This window comes from Saccharopolyspora rosea (assembly GCF_025643595.1).
In the GTDB taxonomy this organism is placed as follows: domain Bacteria; phylum Actinomycetota; class Actinomycetes; order Mycobacteriales; family Pseudonocardiaceae; genus Saccharopolyspora; species Saccharopolyspora rosea.
This window is the reverse complement of sequence record NZ_CP102826.1, coordinates 1,807,960-1,823,016: the sequence shown is the minus strand read 5'-3', so window position 1 is coordinate 1,823,016 and position 15,057 is coordinate 1,807,960. Positions and strand designations below refer to the sequence as shown.

Genomic DNA, 15,057 nt, shown 5'->3' with positions numbered 1-15,057 from the left:
GTGTTCCGAACGCGTGCCACACTCCGGGCGTGCTCGATCGACGCGTGACTGCGCGCTGCGCACTGCTGTGCCTGCTGCTCGTCGCCGCCTTCGCCGCATCGGGGTGCTCACCGGGGCGGGTGCGCGGTCAGCACGAGGCGCTGCTGAAGGCCGCGGCGGGCCCGCCGCGCCTGCGAGCGCAGCTGATCCGCGTGCTCGCCCAGGACCCGTCGTGGAGCACCACGGGCCTGCGGATGTCCGGTGACGTGCTCTTCGAGAGCACCGACCAGCGCGGCCGCGATGCGCTGCGGGTCCGGGATCCGCAGAACGGGCGGGAGTTGAACCGGTTCGACTACCCCACTTCGGAGCTCGTGGACGGCATCGCCGTCGTCGGCGACCGCATCTGGCAACTCGGCTCGAACGAGCCGGTCGCCATCGAACGCGACCGCAACACCCTCGCCGAAACCCGCCGGGTGCCCTACCACGGCGGCGGGGGCGCCCTGTGCTACGACGGTTCGCGCTTGGTGGTCAGCGACGGCGACTTCCGCCACCTGACCTTCCGCGACCCGCAGACCTTCCGCCAACTCGGCCGAGTCGACATCCGCACCGGTGACCAGCTGATCGGACTGGACTGCGCAGACGGCCAGGTGTGGGCCAACGTCTTGAACACCGACCGCATCCTGCGGATCGACCCGCGCAACGGGCAGGTCACTGCGGGGGTGGACGCGTCCGGTGTCGGCCCGCCCGGCGACCGCTCGAACGGACTGTCCCAGATCACCGCGGTGCCGGGAACCGACCAGTTCCTGCTCGCGCCCTACACCGGCTCGCACCTGTACCAGGTCCGCTTCGCACCCGCCTGACGGCGCGTCGATTCACCGCCGGCGCTGCCGTGCCGCGGATGGTTCCCGCACCCGGTGGGTCGCTCGCCGCTCCCACGTCACGGCGAGCGACGATTTTGCCTTGTCGGGTGAGCGGCGCGGTTTTCCAGCATTATGCAGCTATAGATATCTGCTCATCGGAAGAACTCACAGGACATCTTCCCGATTCCACGGAATCAGCCAACGGCGTCGACGCGGGAGAGTCCGAGCAAACTCCGCCTTCCACAATGAGCTCGCATTTTTGGCAGCGGACACGCCCGTCCGAGCCATCAGGCGGGAAAGCCGGCAACCGACGATGAACAGGACCACGCAAACGGTGCCCACACGCCATCACCGGCGAGCCGCCATGCGTCGCTACAGGAGTCCAGTGCCACCGCGATTCGTTCACGCTGACCATCCATGCATGATCCTGATCAATCGCCCTGTTACCGCCGATCACATCGATCTCGCCCCACGTCGCACTAGCACGCATGCGATCACTTTCAGCCAGGTTGTTCACAACGTTCCGTTTCCGTTCGGGCGGAGGCGGGCCGATGCCTGCCGAGGAAGCGAGCTTCGACCCACCTCACCACTCAGGCCACGTTGAGCGGCCTCTTTGAGGTAGACTGGCGAAGCGGCATCGGATACCTACTCCGACCAGCCGTTATGAAGGCCGTGTGGGTGTGTTACATCCGTGCACCACACTTTGTGCACACCCACACGCCGTCTTTGTCTGGCTGGAATACGTGGTCACAAGGCAAGCGTTGTCACCTCCTTTCCCCAATCGGAATCGGCGGCCGTTGTGGCTGATCCCGCCAATCGGCCAGGTTCTTGTGGTTCCGCGCCCACTCGGTAGCGGCAAGCGCCAGCGCATCCGGCTTGTTCCAATCTGCAGGATTGATCGGAAAACTCGCGACCCACGTATGCTGGTCACGACCCACAATGTCGTTGGGCCGATCGATCACTCGTGGATGATCTGATTGGCGGAGAACAACCACTGCCTTCCCTTCGATCACATAGCCGCGCTTGACTGCCACGAACGCGTCACCCCACACCCACCGGAAAGTGAGTCCAAAGTTGTAATATCGAGAATTTGGTCTTGCGGACACTCCTACTCCTCGAAATTTGTACAGCGATCCCCACAACCGGTTACCCATTCAGCTACGCGGCTGAGCCTCGCGGCCTCAGGTGCCACCTAAATACACCGTCACGAAGCCATCTTCGAGAAGATCATCCACTCGGCGCCCGTAACATGCGCTTCGAATCGGCGGGCGGCCACTGACGCGCCGGTCATCGCAGCATGAGCGCCCGGACAGCTGATCGCCGAACGGCCCTGCTGGTGCTCCTTGACGTTCACGCCAAACTCGTCAGCGACGCGACGACCGTTTCGAAATGTGACGCCATCCGAGGTTTCTCGGGACCCGGCGTGCCGGGTCCCGAATCGGACCTCTGCCGTCTTCCGACATGGACACCCCATTCCGCACCGGTTGGACGGGAAGCTCCCGCCAGCGCTGGTCGTTCCACCTCATTGGCGGACACAGCGGGCGCTTCCGTTCTGTAGTCTGCTGATCACACGCAGCAGTCGGAAGCGATCAGGGGTCTTCAGGTGTCTTCAGCCGGAGACGAGGGGGCTGTACTCCGCGCGGCCCGGACGGAAGCTGGCATCAGTCTCGCCAAGATGGCCTCGCTCACCAACTACTCCAAGCCGTATCTTGGCCTGGTAGAGACAGGAAAGCGTACCGTCACGGTTGACCTGGTGATCGCGTACGAGAACGGGCTAGGGCCGATTGGAGACGACATGTTGCGTCGCCGGGACATCACACACCCTCGCGTCTTGAAGGCTCGCAGGCCCACGCTGACCGAACTGGCGCGCTCGATCGACGACGGGGACCCCGGTGCGCTGCGGAACACCCCGAGCTCACGCACCGTTGACTTCTTCCTGGCGTCGAAGCTCAGCCCGTCCGGAGTCGATCACGTGCGCCGATGGGTCCGCAGCGGTCAGACGTCCACCCTCCGGGCCAACGCGCTGGCGGTGCTGTCCAAAATGTCAATCGCCTCGGACGTACCGCTGATCATCGAAGCTCTGGAGAACGACGACAAGCTGAGATTTCTGAGCCTGGCGTCCGAGGTTTCCAAACTCACGCAGTGGGACTGGAACCTCTGCAAGACCATCGTCCGCGAACCGTCCGCCGCACCGCAGCCCCGGAAGCTGGCCAAGGCGTTGACGAAGGAAGCCCTGCTCGATTCGGATGCGGAATCGCGTTGGTGCGGGGCGTATCTGCTCAAGGAGCTGGTGCCGGTTCTCGGACGTTGACAGCACGACAACGGCACGACGGTGCCCCCGGTGCGAACGCCGGGGGCACCGCTTTTTTCGATCGTCCCTTTCACGCGCTGGCCCCGTGCCGAACCGCCGGTGAGCGCGGCTGCCGACAACGTCACGCGGGAAGAGCGCAACGGCCCCTCAGGAACTCTGGGCCCCCACCGAGAAGTCGTGTCCCCACAGGCTGACCGCGGTGCTCTCGCGGGCGATCCAGTTGTCGTCGTCGACCTGGCGGCCCTCGCAGCCGAACTCGACGTCGAAGCCGCCGGGGGTCTTCATGTAGAACGACAGCATCAGGTCGTTGACGTGCCGACCCAGGGTGGCCGACATCGGCACGCCGCGCCGCTGCGCCCGGTCCAGGGCCAGGCCCACGTCGTCGACGTCGGCGACCTCGACCATCAGGTGCACGATGCCGCTCGGCGTGGGCATCGGCAGGAACGCCAGGCTGTGGTGGCGCGGGTTGCAGCCGAAGAACCGCAGCCAGGCGGGTTCGCCGTCGGCCGGGCGGCCGACGAGTTCGGGCGCCAGGCGCATCGAGTCGCGCAGCCGGAAACCGAGCACGTCGCGGTAGAACCGCAGCGCGGCGGCGTCGTCGTGGGTGGACAGCACCACGTGCCCGAGGCCCTGTTCGCCGGTGACGAAGGTGTGCCCGTACGGGCTGACGACCCGGCGGTGCTGCAACGCCGCGCCGTGGAAGACCTCCAGTTCGTTGCCGGACGGATCGGTGAACCGGATCAGCTCGACGACCCGGCGGTCGGCGAGCTCCTCGGCGGTGCCCTCCTTGTACGGGACCCCGGCGGCGTCCAGCCGGGTGCGGACCTCGTCGAGCTCGGCCTCGTTCGCCGCCTCCCACCCGGCCTGCGCCAGCCGGTCGGTGTCCCCGGGCACGATCACCAGGCGCGCCGGGAAGTCGTCCATCCGCAGGTACAGCGCGTCCGGGTTCGGTCCCGAGCCCTCGACCATGCCGAGCACCTTGAGCCCGAACACCCGCCACGCGTCGATGTCGGTTGCCTCGATGCGCAGGTATCCCAGCGACCGGATCGCCACCGCCGCCACCTCCCTCGAATCGCCAATCCGCCGCGTCCGACCACTGTGGACGCGGACCGGGCCCCCTCGGCCAAGACTAGAACGTGTTCTCGTTGTTGTCGATGGCCGCGTGCTGCCCGGCACGGCGGCCGGAGAAGACGCAGTCGGCCAACGACAACCCGCTGACGTAGGAGTTCGAGCACAGCCCGACCGCCGTGCGCCCCGCCGCGTAGAGGCCGGGCACCAGGCCGCCGCTCTCGGTGCGGACCTGGCCGGTGTCCTCGTCGACGAGGAGCCCGCCGAGGGTGAGCATCGGGCACGGGAACGCAGGTCGCGGCCGCACCGAGACGTCCAGCAGCGCGAACGGTCCGCAGGCCAGCGGTCGCCGGAAGTCGTCCGGCTTGCCCACCGGGTCGGCGGTGCCCGCGCGCAGCGCCGCGTTGTGCTCGTCGACGGTGGCCCGCAGCCCGACGGGGTCGATCCCCGCCTTGCGGGCCACGTCGGCGACCGTGCGCCCGGTGACCGCGGTCGCCAGCAGGTACCGGGCCTGGAGCTGCTGGAACCACAACGACTGCGAGCGCAGCTGGCGCGCGGCCTGGCGCCTGGTCGGCTCGTCGACCAGCAGCCAGCCGGCGCCGCCGTGCTCCTCGACGAGCACTTGTCCGATCTCCGCGCCGTAGCGGGACTCGTCGCAGACGCGGCGACCGCTGCGGTCGACGAGCACGCCGCCCAGCAACGCGCTGGGCGGGGTGAGGAACCGCCACGCCGACACGCGGTCGAGCTTGCCCGTCGCGCCCCCGGCCGCCTGCCCCAAGCGGATCCCGGTGCCGTCGTCGCCGTGCGTGCCCAGCGGCAGACCGCCCCGGTAGGCGGGCGCGTGCCTGCGCACCATCTCGCGGTTCGCGATGAAACCGCCCGCCGCCAGCACGACCGCCCGGGACGCGTGCACGCGCAGCGGTTCGGCGCGCCGCCGCTCGATCCGCGCGGCCCGCCCGTGCAGCAGCCGGGACATCGCGGGCACGTAGAGCCCGGGTTTGACCGCGAACCGGCTCAACACCCGGTGCACCCGGGCCGGTCGGCCGGTCAGCCGCTCGCAGTCCACGCCGGTGGCACGGCCCGACTCGTCGAGCACCAGGTCCCGCACGCGGGTCTCGGTGAGCACCGTGATCCCGCGCCGCCGCATCGCCCCCGCCAGCGCCGCGAACAGCACTTTCCCCGACGTACCACGGCCTTTCGCGCGGTGACCGCGCGGCGCGGGCGGCGCGGTGCCGCGGAAGGCGCCGGACGCCTCGCTGCCCGAGTAGTACAGGTAGTAGCGGTTGCTGGGGTAGGACGTCTTGTAGGGGCACAGGCTGCTGTCGAACGGCACGCCCTGCTGCTCCAACCAGCGGATCTGGTCGGCGGACTCCGCGCAGAAGCGGCGCAGCGTGCGGTCGTCGACCGCGTCACCGACCTCCGCGCGCAGGTAGGCGTGCATGGCCTCGACGGTGTCGGACACCCCGGCGGCGCGTTGCTGCGCGGTCCCGCCCCCGGCGTAGACCACGCCGCCGGAGGCCGCGGTCGCCCCGCCACCGCCGAACCGGTCGAGCACCACCACCTCGGCCCCGGCGTCGGCCGCCTCCAGCGCGGCGCACGCGCCGGCGGCGCCGAAGCCGACGACCACGACGTCGGCGTGCAGCGCACGAGCCATGGACACCTCCCCGGCTGCAACAGGTTCTCTTCGATTTTCGACGGTGATTATTGCCTAACCATAGCGTCCTCGGCGATAAAATCTATAACATGTTTCACCGAGTCTCCCCGTGAGTGAGGTGCCATGACGCAGACCGAGTTCGACGTCGTCGTGGTCGGCAGCGGTGCCGCCGGGATGACGGCAGCGCTCACCGCCGCGCGGCACGGCCTGGACGTGGTGCTGGTCGAGAAGGCCGCGCGCTTCGGCGGCTCCACCGCCCGTTCCGGCGGCGGCGTGTGGATCCCGGGCAACCACGTGCTGGAACGCGCCGGCATCACCGACACGCCCGAAGCGGCCCGCGCCTACCTCGCGCACATCGTCGGCGACGAGGTCAGCGCCGAACGCCGAGAGGCGTTCCTGGACAACGGCCCGCGGATGCTGGCCGAGGTGCTGCCCGCGACACCGCTGCGGATGCGCTGGGTCCCCGACTACTCCGACTACTACCCCGAAGCGCCCGGCGGACGAGTCCGCGGCCGGTCGGTCGAACCGGCGCCGCTGGACGGGCGCGTGCTCGGCGAACTGCTCGCCGACCTCGAACCCGACTACGGCAAGGCACCGCTCAACGTCGTCATCACCCAGGCCGACTTCCGCTGGCTGAACCTGCTCACCCGGCACCCGCGCGGCCCGCTGCGCGCCCTGCGCGTCGGCGCCCGCTGGTTGTGGGCCCGGATCGCCCACCGGCACCTGCTCGCGCGCGGGCAGGCGCTCGCGGCGGGCCTGCGGGCCGCGCTGCGCGACGCCGGGGTCCCGGTGTGGCTGGAAACGCCGCTGGTGGACCTGCGCGTCGACGGGGGCGCGGTGACCGGCGTCGACGTCGAGCGCGACGGCGAGCGGACGACGCTGCACGCCCGGCGCGGCGTGGTGCTGGCCGCGGGCGGGTTCGAGCACAACGAGCCGATGCGCAAGGAGCACCAGCGCGAACCCATCGGCACCCGGTGGACGGTCGGGGCGCGGGCGAACACCGGCGACGCCATCGCGGCCGCGCAGCGCATCGGCGCGGACGTGGAGCTGATGGACGACGCCTGGTGGGGCCCGTCCGTCCCGCTGCCCGGCGGCCCCTGGTTCTGCCTGGCCGAACGCACCCTGCCCGGCTGCCTGCTGGTCAACGGCGACGGCGAGCGGTTCTGCAACGAGGCGGCCCCGTACGTCGACGCGGTGCACGCCATGTACGGCGAGGGCGACGGTCCGGCCCGCAACATGCCCACCTGGCTGATCGCCGACCAGCGCTACCGCAACCGCTACGTGTTCGCCGGGCTCGGCCCCCGGCAACCGTTCCCGCGCCGCTGGTACGAGCACGGCTCGGTGCACCGGGCGGGCAGCATCGGCGAACTGGCCGAGCGCATCGAGGTTTCCGCCGACCGGCTGCGCCGCACCGTCGAACGGTTCAACGGCTTCGCCCGCGACGGCGTCGACGCCGACTTCGGTCGCGGCGAGAGCGGGTACGACCGCTACTACGGGGACCCGCGCAACAAACCCAACCCGAGCCTGGGAGCCGTGGACACCGCGCCGTTCTACGCGGTGCGGATCGTCCCCGGCGACCTCGGCACCAAGGGCGGCTTGCGCACCGACGCGCACGCGCGCGTGCTGCGCGCGGACGGCAGCCCGATCCCCGGCCTGTACGCGGCGGGCAACACCGGCTCCGCCGTCATGGGCCGCACCTACGCCGGCCCGGGCGCCACGCTCGGACCGGCCATGACGTTCGGCTACATCGCCGCCCGTCAGCTGGCAAGCGGAGGGATGAGATGACAGCGGTGGACAAGGGCGAAGTCCGCACGATCGACGTCGGCACCCCGCCGACGAGGTACGCCCGCGGGTGGCACTGCCTCGGACTCGCCGACACGTTCAAGGACGGCAAACCGCACCCGGTGCAGGCGTTCGGCACCAAGCTCGTGGTCTTCCAGGGCGAGGACGGCGCGCTCAACGTGCTCGACGCCTACTGCCGCCACATGGGCGGCGACCTGTCCCAGGGCAGCGTCAAGGGCAACGCGGTGGCCTGCCCGTTCCACGACTGGCGCTGGGGCGGCAACGGGCGGTGCCTGTCGATCCCCTACTCCCGGCGGGTCCCGCTGCGCGCCCGCACCAAGGCGTGGCCGGTGCTGGAGCGCAACAAGCAGCTGTTCGTCTGGAACGACCCGCAGGGCAACCCGCCGCCGGACGACGTCACGATCCCGCACCTGCCCGAGACCGAGTCCGACGAGTGGAGCAACTGGACGTGGGACAGCGTGCTCATCGAGGGCTCGAACTGCCGCGAGATCGTGGACAACGTCGTCGACATGGCGCACTTCTTCTACATCCACTTCGCCTTCCCGACGTACTTCAAGAACGTCTTCGAAGGTCACATCGCCACCCAGTACCTGAACTCCCGGGGACGACCGGACGTCGGGGCGAACTCCACCTACGCCGGTGACGAGAACCGGCTGCGCTCCGAGGCGTCCTACTACGGGCCGTCGTACATGATCGACCGGTTGTGGAACGACTACAAGGGCACCGAGATCGAGACGATCCTGATCAACTGCCACTACCCGGTCACGCCCGACTCGTTCGTGCTCCAGTGGGGCGTGCTGGTCAAGAAGCTGCCGGGGCTCACCGACGAGCAGGCCGACAAGGTCGCGGGCAAGATCGCGAAGAACACCGGGGTGGGATTCCTCCAGGACGTGGAGATCTGGCGGAACAAGACCCGGATCGACAACCCGCTGCTGTGCGAGGACGACGGCCCCGTCTACCAGCTCCGCCGCTGGTACGAGCAGTTCTACGTGGACGTCGAGGAGGTCACCGAGGACATGACCGCGCGCTTCGAGTTCGAAGTGGACACCACGCGCGCCAACGAGGTCTGGGAACGCGAGGTCGCCGACAACCTCGCCCGCCGGGCCGCGGAAGAAGCGTCATGAGCTGGGCCAAGGCCCCGGACTTCGCCGAGCGCCCGGACGTGCGCGACCGGGTGCGGGCCGACAGCGCCGCGGACCGCGAGGCCCAGCTGCGCGCCGGCCTGCGCCCGGTCGACTGCGCGCGCTGCGGAACGCGCGTGCTGGCGAAGAAGAACAGCCCCCAGCACACCAGCGTCCAGTGGCCCGCGGCGGCGGACTGCCCGGAGTTCGCCGCCCGCGCCGCCGCGGGCGAACTCACCGCCCTCATCGACTCCTGCCCGCAGCTGCGCGCCAGCATCGACGCGGCGATCCGGCCGGGCGAGGGCGACGGCCCGGACCCCACGGCCGGGTGATTGACGGGCGGTTCCGCGGGAATCCGGTGGGTTTCCCGGTGCTCCGCCGTGCCCAACCCGACCCCCGGTGATCGTTCCGGAACCGGGTTGCGAGAGTCTCACACCACCTCGCGGGTCGGCGCGCAGCCGCGCGCCGACCCACCGCGCCAGGCGACATCCGAGGAGATGGTGTGCAGGATCCCGACCAGTGGCGGAGCCTCGGCGTTCACTGGCACGCCCATGTCGAGACCGGGGACGGCGTCACGATGCCGCTCCGGGAGATGCGGATGGCGGCCGACCCCCACGAGGTGTTCTTCACGCCCGAGGACACCGCCGAGTGGATCGCCACGATGACCCGCGAGCACGTCCACCCCACGACCGTTCGGCTGATCGGACCGAACGGCGGCGAGGGGCAGCTCGGCGACGAAGGGCACGTGGACCACGACCTGGCGGTCAACCTCGACGTGCTCTGCCGGGGTGACGGCCTGCAACTCGCCTATCCCCGGGAGCACGACCACCTGCACCTGCTGATCGACGCGGTCACCACCGACGAATGCCTCCAGGGGCACGATGTTCGTCGTTGAGCCCTCCCTCGGCCGACGGCCGGGGCCGCCGCGCTACGTTCTCCTGGTGAACGGTGGTGTGCTCGTCGAGGCGGAAGTCGTCCTCGGCGGTCGGCGATCCGGTCACCCGTGGACGCCGTGCCGCCTCGCCCCGGTCGACCACGGCCCGCCCCGCAGCGACGAATGCCCGGAAGGCGGCGGGCACGCCCCCATCCCCAAGCAGGACGGCGCAGGCCGAGTCTGCGCCAAGTGCGGCGGCGAGTGCTGAGTGCCTGTCCTTGAACTTGGTTCCGACGGGGCGTGGTAAGCGGCGTGAGCCGCTTTCTCTTTCGGTGAGTGGTCTCGCAGCTCGCACCGCCGCGGGTTCTCAGCGGTCGTCTCGCGAGGACAGCCCCGACGTGGTGTAGGGGGCTACATGATGTCGGGGCTCCCGGAGCCGAGACGGCCGCTGAGGTTCCGCCACCGGCACCGCCACGCAAAACGAGCCCAAGACAGGCTCTTAGAGTCTCAACCAGCGGTGAGCACCAGGCCGCTGGTGGGCACTCCGGTGCCCGCGGTCACCACCACGTGGTCGACGTCGTCGACCTGGTTGACCGAGGTGCCGCGGACCTGGCGGACGGCCTCGGCGATGCCGTTCATGCCGTGGATGTAAGCCTCGCCGAGCTGCCCGCCGTGCGGGTTGAGCGGTAACCGGCCGCCGAGCTCGATCGCGCCGTCGGCGATGAACTCGCGCGCCTCACCGCGCCCGCAGAACCCGAGTTCCTCCAGTTGCACCAGCACGAACGGGGTGAAGTGGTCGTAGAGCACGCCGACCTGGACGTCCTCGGGACCGATGCCCGCCTGCTGCCACAGCTGCCGCGCGACCACGCCCATCTCCGGCAGCCCGGTGATGTCGTGGCGGTAGTAGCTGGTCATGGTGAACTGGCCCGGCCCGCTGCCCTGCGCCGCCGCCGCGACCACGGCGGGCTTGCCCGCCAGGTCGCGGGCCCGCTCGGCGCTGGTCACCACGAGCGCCACCGCGCCGTCGCTCTCCTGGCAGCAGTCCAGCAGCCGCAGCGGCTCGGTGATCCACCGCGACGCCTGGTGGTCTTCGAGGGTGATGGGCCGCTGGTAGAACCAGGCGTTCGGGTTCGTCGCCGCGTGCCTGCGGTCGGCGACCGCGACGCGGCCGAAGTCCTCGCTGGTGGCGCCGTAGACGTGCATGTACCGGCGGGCGAACATGGCGACCTGCGCGGCGGGCGTGGCCAGGCCGATCGGGTAGGACCAGGCGTTGTCCAGCCCGGTGGAGGTCGGCTCGCCCGCGAGCCCGGCCTGCACCTGCCCGAACCGGCGCCCGGACCGCTCGTTGAACGCCCGGTAGCACACCACGACCTCGGCGGCCCCGGTCGCCACCGCCATCGCCGCCTGCTGCACCGTCGCGCACGCCGCGCCGCCGCCGTAGTGGATGCGGCTGAAGAAGCTCAGCTCCGGCACGCCGAGTTCCCGGGCCAGGGCGACCTCGGTGTTGGTGTCCATCGTGAAGGTCACCATTCCGTCCACATCGGACGGTCGGAGTCCGGCGTCGTCGAGGGCCGCCCGGACCGCCTCGGCGGCCAGGCGGAGTTCGCTGCGGCCGGAGTCCTTGGAGAACTCGGTCGCGCCGATGCCGGCGATCGCCGCCTTCGGAAGTCCGCTCACCTCGCCACCTCCGGGAGCACCACGCGCACGGTCGCGGTCACGTGCGTGCCGAGACCGTTGCGCCCCAACACCTCCACGGCCAGCACCTCGTCCTCGGCGTTGAGGACCTGGCCGTGCAGCGTCAGCGTCTCGTGGGCGTAGCACGGGACGCCGAGCTTGATCGACACCGAGCGGACCAGGGCCTCCGGCCCCGCCCAGTCGGTCACGTAGCGCTGCACCAGTCCGGTGGTGGTGAGGATGTTCAGGAAGATGTCCTCGGACCCTTTGGCGACCGCGAGGTCCCGGTCGTGGTGCACGTCCTGGAAGTCGCGGGTCGCCAGCGCGGTGCTGACCACGAACGTGGGCGTGACCTCGATGCGCTCCTCGGGGAGCGCGTCGCCGACCCGGACCTCGTCGCGGGGGCGGGTGCGCGGCAGCGTCATGCGCCCACCCCGTCCACCGGCCGCCAGCACGGCAGCACGACCTCGTCGTCGACGCGGTGGAAGTCCACCCGGACGCGGTCGCCGACCGCCACGCCGTCCGGGTCGACCCCGTGCACCTCACCGAGCATCCGCACTCCTTCGTCCAGTTCGACCAACGCCACCACCAGCGGCAACGTCTTGCCCGGCACCGGCGGGTGGTGGTGCACGACGTAGCTGTGGACCTCCCCGAGGCCGTCCGAGACCAGGTGGGTCCGCTCACCCGAACCGCACTCCGGGCACATCGGCCCCGGCGGGTGCCGCAGCAGCCCGCACCGCGCGCAGCGCTGGATGCGCAGCTCCCCGGCGGCCGTGCCCGCCCAGAAGTAGGCGGTGTCGGCGTTGACCGCGGGCCGGATGACCTCGGTGACCGGTGGCGGTTCGGGTCTGTGCTGCTGGGGCTGTTCGGCCGGGCGCTGCTTCGGCCGGAAGCGCAGCACGCGGAACAGCATCTCGGCCACCGGCTCGTCGCCGACGTACCAGGTGCTCCGGGTGGTGACGAACCAACCCTCGCCGAGCGCGGTCTTCTTGGGCCCCACGACGTCCTCCAGCCGGGAGGACATCGCGACGTGCTCGCCGTGCCGCAGGTAGCGGTGGTAGGTCTGCTCGCAGTTGGTCGCGACGACGCCGACGTACCCGGCCCGGTCGAGCTCGGCCATCATGGCGTGCAGCGGATCGTCCGGCGCGGGTTCGCCGTGCAGCCCCCGCATCGTCCACACCTGGGCCATCGCGGGCGGCGCGACCAGTCCACCGTGGACGGAGGCGGCGGCGGCCCGCTCGGAGGTGTAGACGGGGTTGTGGTCGCCGATGGCCTCCACCCAGTTGTGGATCATCGGCAGGTTCACCGGATCCCGCGCGGGACTGGGCGAACTCGGCCCGCGCCGCCGGATCCGCTCCGCTGCCTCGGGGATCTCCTCGGCGGCACTGGTGGTGCTGGTCATCGTTCCTCCACTTCGGACGCTCATCTCGGCACGCGCGGCAAGTCCAGACCGGCCGTGGCGATCAACTCCCGCTGGACCTCGTTGACGCCGCCGCCGAAGGTGAGCACGAGGTTGCGCTTGTTCTGGACGTCCAACCAGCGCAGCAGTTCCGCGGTGTCCTGTTCGGACGGATCGGCGTGGCGGGCGACCACCTCGGCCAGGTCCGCGCCCACCTGCTGCATCCGCTCCGCGGCGAAGACCTTGGTCGCCGAGGCGTCGGCGATCTCGACCGGTCCCGCCGCCGCGGCGGCGGCGACCTGCCAGTTCAGCAGCTCGTTGACGCGTTCGACGGCGCGCGCCCGGGCGAGCGCCCGGCGCACGTCCGGGCGGTCGAGCAGCGACGTGCCGTCCGGTCCGGTGCGTTGCGCCGCCCAGTCCCGCACCCGGGCGCGCATACCCGCGATGCGCCCGGCGGGGCCGAGCATGACGCGCTCGTGGTTGAGCTGGGTGGTGATCAGCTTCCAGCCCTCGTCCTGCTCGCCCACCAGCATCGACGCCGGGACCCGCACGTCGTTGTAGTACGTCGCGTTGACGTGGTGGGCGCCGTCGCAGGTGATGATCGGCGTCCACGAGTAACCGGGGTCGCGGGTGTCGACGATGAGGATCGAGATGCCGCGGTGCTTCGGCGCGTCGGGGTTCGTGCGGCAGGCCAGCCAGATGTAGTCGGCGTCCTGGGCGCCGGTGGTGAAGATCTTCTGCCCGTTGACGACGTAGTCGTCGCCGTCGCGCACCGCCGTGGTGCGCAGCGACGCCAGGTCGGTGCCCGCGTCGGGTTCGGTGTAGCCGATGGCGAAGTGGATCCGCCCGGCCAGGATCCCCGGCAGGAAGAAGGACTTCTGCTCCTCGGTGCCGTACGCCTGCAGCGTGGGGCCGACGGTCTGCAACGTCACCGACGGCAGCTGCACGTCGGCGCGGGACGCCTCGTTGGCGAACAGGAACTGCTCGACGTCGCCGAACCCGCGCCCGCCGTGCTCCACCGGCCAGCCCACGCCGAGCCACCCGTCCCGGCCCATCCGCCGCACCACGTCGCGGTGCGCCGGACCGTGCCGGTCGACGAACATCTCCTCGCGTTCTGCGCTGGTCATCAGCGTTCCGAAGTAGTGGCGCAGTTCGTCGCGCAACGCCCGCTGTTCGGCGGTGAGATCGATGAACACGTGCGTGCTCCCTTCAGACGCGCGCGGCGAGCAGGTCGAGGCGGTGCTCGGCACCGCCCGCGATCCGGGCGAGGTCGCCCAGCAGCGCGGAGTACCGGTGCATCGGGTAGGTGATGTCCAGCCCGAGCCCGCCGTGCAGGTGGTGGCAGGTCCGCGCCGCCACCGGCGCCTGCTCGGCGAGCCACCACGCGGCGACGTCGAGGTCCTCGCCCGCGTCCCGGCCGGTGGCCAGCCGCCAGCACGCGGACAGCGCGGCCAGGTGCAGCGTTCGGGCGCTGACGTAGAGGTCGGCGGCCTGCTGGGCGACCGCCTGGAACGCCGCGAGGGGTTTGCCGAACTGGTGCCGGGTGCGCAGGTGCTCGGCGGTGAGGTCGAGCGCCCCGGCCAGCGCCCCGTCGCCGAGGGCGCAGATGCCCGCCACCGCGCACGCGTGCACGTCCTCGACGACCTCGGCTCCGCCGAGGGGTTCGCCGACCGCGCCGTCGAGGACCACGACCTGCTCGGGCCCGTCCGCCGCCGGTGCGGGCAGCACCGCCACCCCGTCGGCCGCCGGGTCGACCAGCACGATCGCGGGCCCGTCGGGCGTGCTCGCCGACACCAGGATGCGGTGGGCGAGGTCGGCGTCCCGCACGCCGGTCTTGGTGCCCCGCAACCGCCCGTCACCGCCGAGGGTGGTGCGGGGGCGGCGCGGCAGCGGCGCCGAGGGTTCGTTGAGCGCGGCGGTGAACACCCGCGTCGGCTCGTCGAGCAGGCCGAGCTGGGCGGGGCTGCCGTGCCGGGCGATCGGCAGGACGCCGAACGCCAGCGTGCTCAACGCCGGGACGGGCGCGGCGGCCCGGCCGACCTCGCCGAGCACCAGGGCCGTCTCCAGCGGTCCGAGCCCGGCGCCGCCGTGCGACTCCGGCACCGCCAGCGACAGCAGTCCCGCGTCGGCCAGCGCCTTCCACGCCGACTCGTCATAACGCGTTCCATCACCGTTGCCGGATTCGCGGCGCAGGATCTCGGCCGCGAGATCACGTACCGCCTGCTGTGTTTCGTCGAGAGCGAAGTCCATCTCACTTGCCCCACGGGAGCTGATTTGTGAAACCTGTTCTAGTACCGATGCCGACGCGCGCGCA

16 protein-coding genes are annotated in these 15,057 nt (G+C 70.8%); 7 read left to right on the top strand and 9 right to left on the bottom strand.

Going from position 1 to position 15,057, the window contains the following annotated elements; genetic code table 11:
* Window positions 1-29 precede the first annotated feature (29 nt).
* Window positions 30-839 (top strand): glutaminyl-peptide cyclotransferase, encoded by an 810-nt coding sequence (locus NV263_RS08890; protein ID WP_263252093.1) that lies wholly within the window; start codon window positions 30-32, stop codon window positions 837-839.
* 764 nt (window positions 840-1,603) lie between these two features.
* On the opposite strand, the gene NV263_RS08885 is transcribed toward NV263_RS08890, so the two are convergent.
* The gene (locus NV263_RS08885; protein WP_263252091.1) at window positions 1,604-1,873 is read right to left on the bottom strand and encodes a hypothetical protein; all 270 of its coding nucleotides are present in this window, start codon (window positions 1,871-1,873) and stop codon (window positions 1,604-1,606) included.
* A 170-nt stretch (window positions 1,874-2,043) separates the two neighbouring features.
* Complete coding sequence (locus NV263_RS08880; RefSeq protein WP_263252089.1) at window positions 2,044-2,193, bottom strand: hypothetical protein; 150 nt, start codon at window positions 2,191-2,193, stop codon at window positions 2,044-2,046.
* A gap of 249 nt (window positions 2,194-2,442) precedes the next feature.
* On the opposite strand from NV263_RS08880, the gene NV263_RS08875 reads away from it, so the two are divergent.
* Window positions 2,443-3,150: a helix-turn-helix domain-containing protein gene (locus NV263_RS08875; protein ID WP_263252087.1), complete on the top strand. Its 708-nt coding sequence runs from the start codon at window positions 2,443-2,445 to the stop codon at window positions 3,148-3,150.
* A gap of 147 nt (window positions 3,151-3,297) precedes the next feature.
* Here NV263_RS08875 and hsaC read toward each other — a convergent pair whose 3' ends face one another.
* Window positions 3,298-4,203 (bottom strand): iron-dependent extradiol dioxygenase HsaC, encoded by a 906-nt coding sequence (gene hsaC / locus NV263_RS08870; RefSeq protein WP_263252085.1) that lies wholly within the window; start codon window positions 4,201-4,203, stop codon window positions 3,298-3,300.
* Window positions 4,204-4,279: 76 nt separating this feature from the next.
* Window positions 4,280-5,872 carry an FAD-binding protein gene (locus tag NV263_RS08865; RefSeq protein ID WP_263252084.1) on the bottom strand — a complete coding sequence of 531 codons (1,593 nt, stop codon included), beginning with the start codon at window positions 5,870-5,872 and terminating at the stop codon, window positions 4,280-4,282.
* Window positions 5,873-5,995: 123 nt separating this feature from the next.
* Here NV263_RS08865 and kstD point away from each other — a divergent pair, with 123 nt between their 5' ends.
* The 5 genes from kstD (at window position 5,996) to NV263_RS08840 (ending at window position 9,938) form a co-directional block, all read left to right on the top strand.
* On the top strand, window positions 5,996-7,657 hold the full coding sequence (gene kstD, locus NV263_RS08860) for a 3-oxosteroid 1-dehydrogenase (protein ID WP_263252083.1): 1,662 nt from the start codon (window positions 5,996-5,998) through the stop codon (window positions 7,655-7,657).
* Complete coding sequence (locus NV263_RS08855; RefSeq protein ID WP_263252082.1) at window positions 7,654-8,799, top strand: 3-ketosteroid-9-alpha-hydroxylase subunit A; 1,146 nt, start codon at window positions 7,654-7,656, stop codon at window positions 8,797-8,799. Before kstD ends, NV263_RS08855 begins: the two co-directional genes overlap by 4 nt.
* Entirely contained in the window at window positions 8,796-9,128 is a 333-nt protein-coding gene (locus tag NV263_RS08850; RefSeq protein ID WP_263252081.1) for a hypothetical protein, read from the top strand. The genes NV263_RS08855 and NV263_RS08850 overlap by 4 nt, the downstream gene beginning before the upstream one ends.
* A 170-nt stretch (window positions 9,129-9,298) precedes the next feature.
* Entirely contained in the window at window positions 9,299-9,691 is a 393-nt protein-coding gene (locus tag NV263_RS08845; protein ID WP_263252080.1) for a hypothetical protein, read from the top strand.
* 46 nt (window positions 9,692-9,737) lie between these two features.
* The gene (locus tag NV263_RS08840; RefSeq protein WP_263252079.1) at window positions 9,738-9,938 is read left to right on the top strand and encodes a hypothetical protein; all 201 of its coding nucleotides are present in this window, start codon (window positions 9,738-9,740) and stop codon (window positions 9,936-9,938) included.
* A gap of 239 nt (window positions 9,939-10,177) precedes the next feature.
* Here the strand turns inward: NV263_RS08840 and NV263_RS08835 are convergent, their stop codons facing one another.
* From NV263_RS08835 to NV263_RS08815, 5 genes are read right to left on the bottom strand one after another with little or no spacing between them, the layout of a single operon-like run.
* Window positions 10,178-11,347, bottom strand: a complete 1,170-nt coding sequence (locus NV263_RS08835; RefSeq protein WP_263252078.1) for a lipid-transfer protein — start codon at window positions 11,345-11,347, stop codon at window positions 10,178-10,180.
* A complete protein-coding gene (locus NV263_RS08830; RefSeq protein WP_263252077.1) occupies window positions 11,344-11,769 on the bottom strand; it encodes a MaoC family dehydratase in 426 nt (141 codons plus the stop codon). Before NV263_RS08830 ends, NV263_RS08835 begins: the two co-directional genes overlap by 4 nt.
* On the bottom strand, window positions 11,766-12,746 hold the full coding sequence (locus NV263_RS08825; RefSeq protein WP_263252076.1) for a bifunctional MaoC family dehydratase N-terminal/OB-fold nucleic acid binding domain-containing protein: 981 nt from the start codon (window positions 12,744-12,746) through the stop codon (window positions 11,766-11,768). Before NV263_RS08825 ends, NV263_RS08830 begins: the two co-directional genes overlap by 4 nt.
* Before the next feature lie 20 nt (window positions 12,747-12,766).
* Window positions 12,767-13,939, bottom strand: coding sequence for an acyl-CoA dehydrogenase family protein (locus NV263_RS08820; RefSeq protein ID WP_263252075.1), 1,173 nt, complete (start codon window positions 13,937-13,939; stop codon window positions 12,767-12,769).
* Between the two features lie 13 nt (window positions 13,940-13,952).
* Window positions 13,953-14,993, bottom strand: coding sequence for an acyl-CoA dehydrogenase family protein (locus NV263_RS08815; RefSeq protein WP_263252074.1), 1,041 nt, complete (start codon window positions 14,991-14,993; stop codon window positions 13,953-13,955).
* Window positions 14,994-15,057 lie beyond the last annotated feature (64 nt).

What these genes read in the sequence shown, in the direction of transcription:
- NV263_RS08830 (WP_263252077.1), bottom strand. Translation starts at nt 11,769, where the DNA reads ATGACGCTGCCGCGCACCCGCCCCCGCGACGAGGTCCGGGTCGGCGAC.
- NV263_RS08855 (WP_263252082.1), top strand. Translation starts at nt 7,654, where the DNA reads ATGACAGCGGTGGACAAGGGCGAAGTCCGCACGATCGACGTCGGCACC.
- kstD (WP_263252083.1), top strand. Translation starts at nt 5,996, where the DNA reads ATGACGCAGACCGAGTTCGACGTCGTCGTGGTCGGCAGCGGTGCCGCC.
- NV263_RS08865 (WP_263252084.1), bottom strand. Translation starts at nt 5,872, where the DNA reads ATGGCTCGTGCGCTGCACGCCGACGTCGTGGTCGTCGGCTTCGGCGCC.
- NV263_RS08825 (WP_263252076.1), bottom strand. Translation starts at nt 12,746, where the DNA reads ATGACCAGCACCACCAGTGCCGCCGAGGAGATCCCCGAGGCAGCGGAG.
- NV263_RS08815 (WP_263252074.1), bottom strand. Translation starts at nt 14,993, where the DNA reads ATGGACTTCGCTCTCGACGAAACACAGCAGGCGGTACGTGATCTCGCG.
- NV263_RS08850 (WP_263252081.1), top strand. Translation starts at nt 8,796, where the DNA reads ATGAGCTGGGCCAAGGCCCCGGACTTCGCCGAGCGCCCGGACGTGCGC.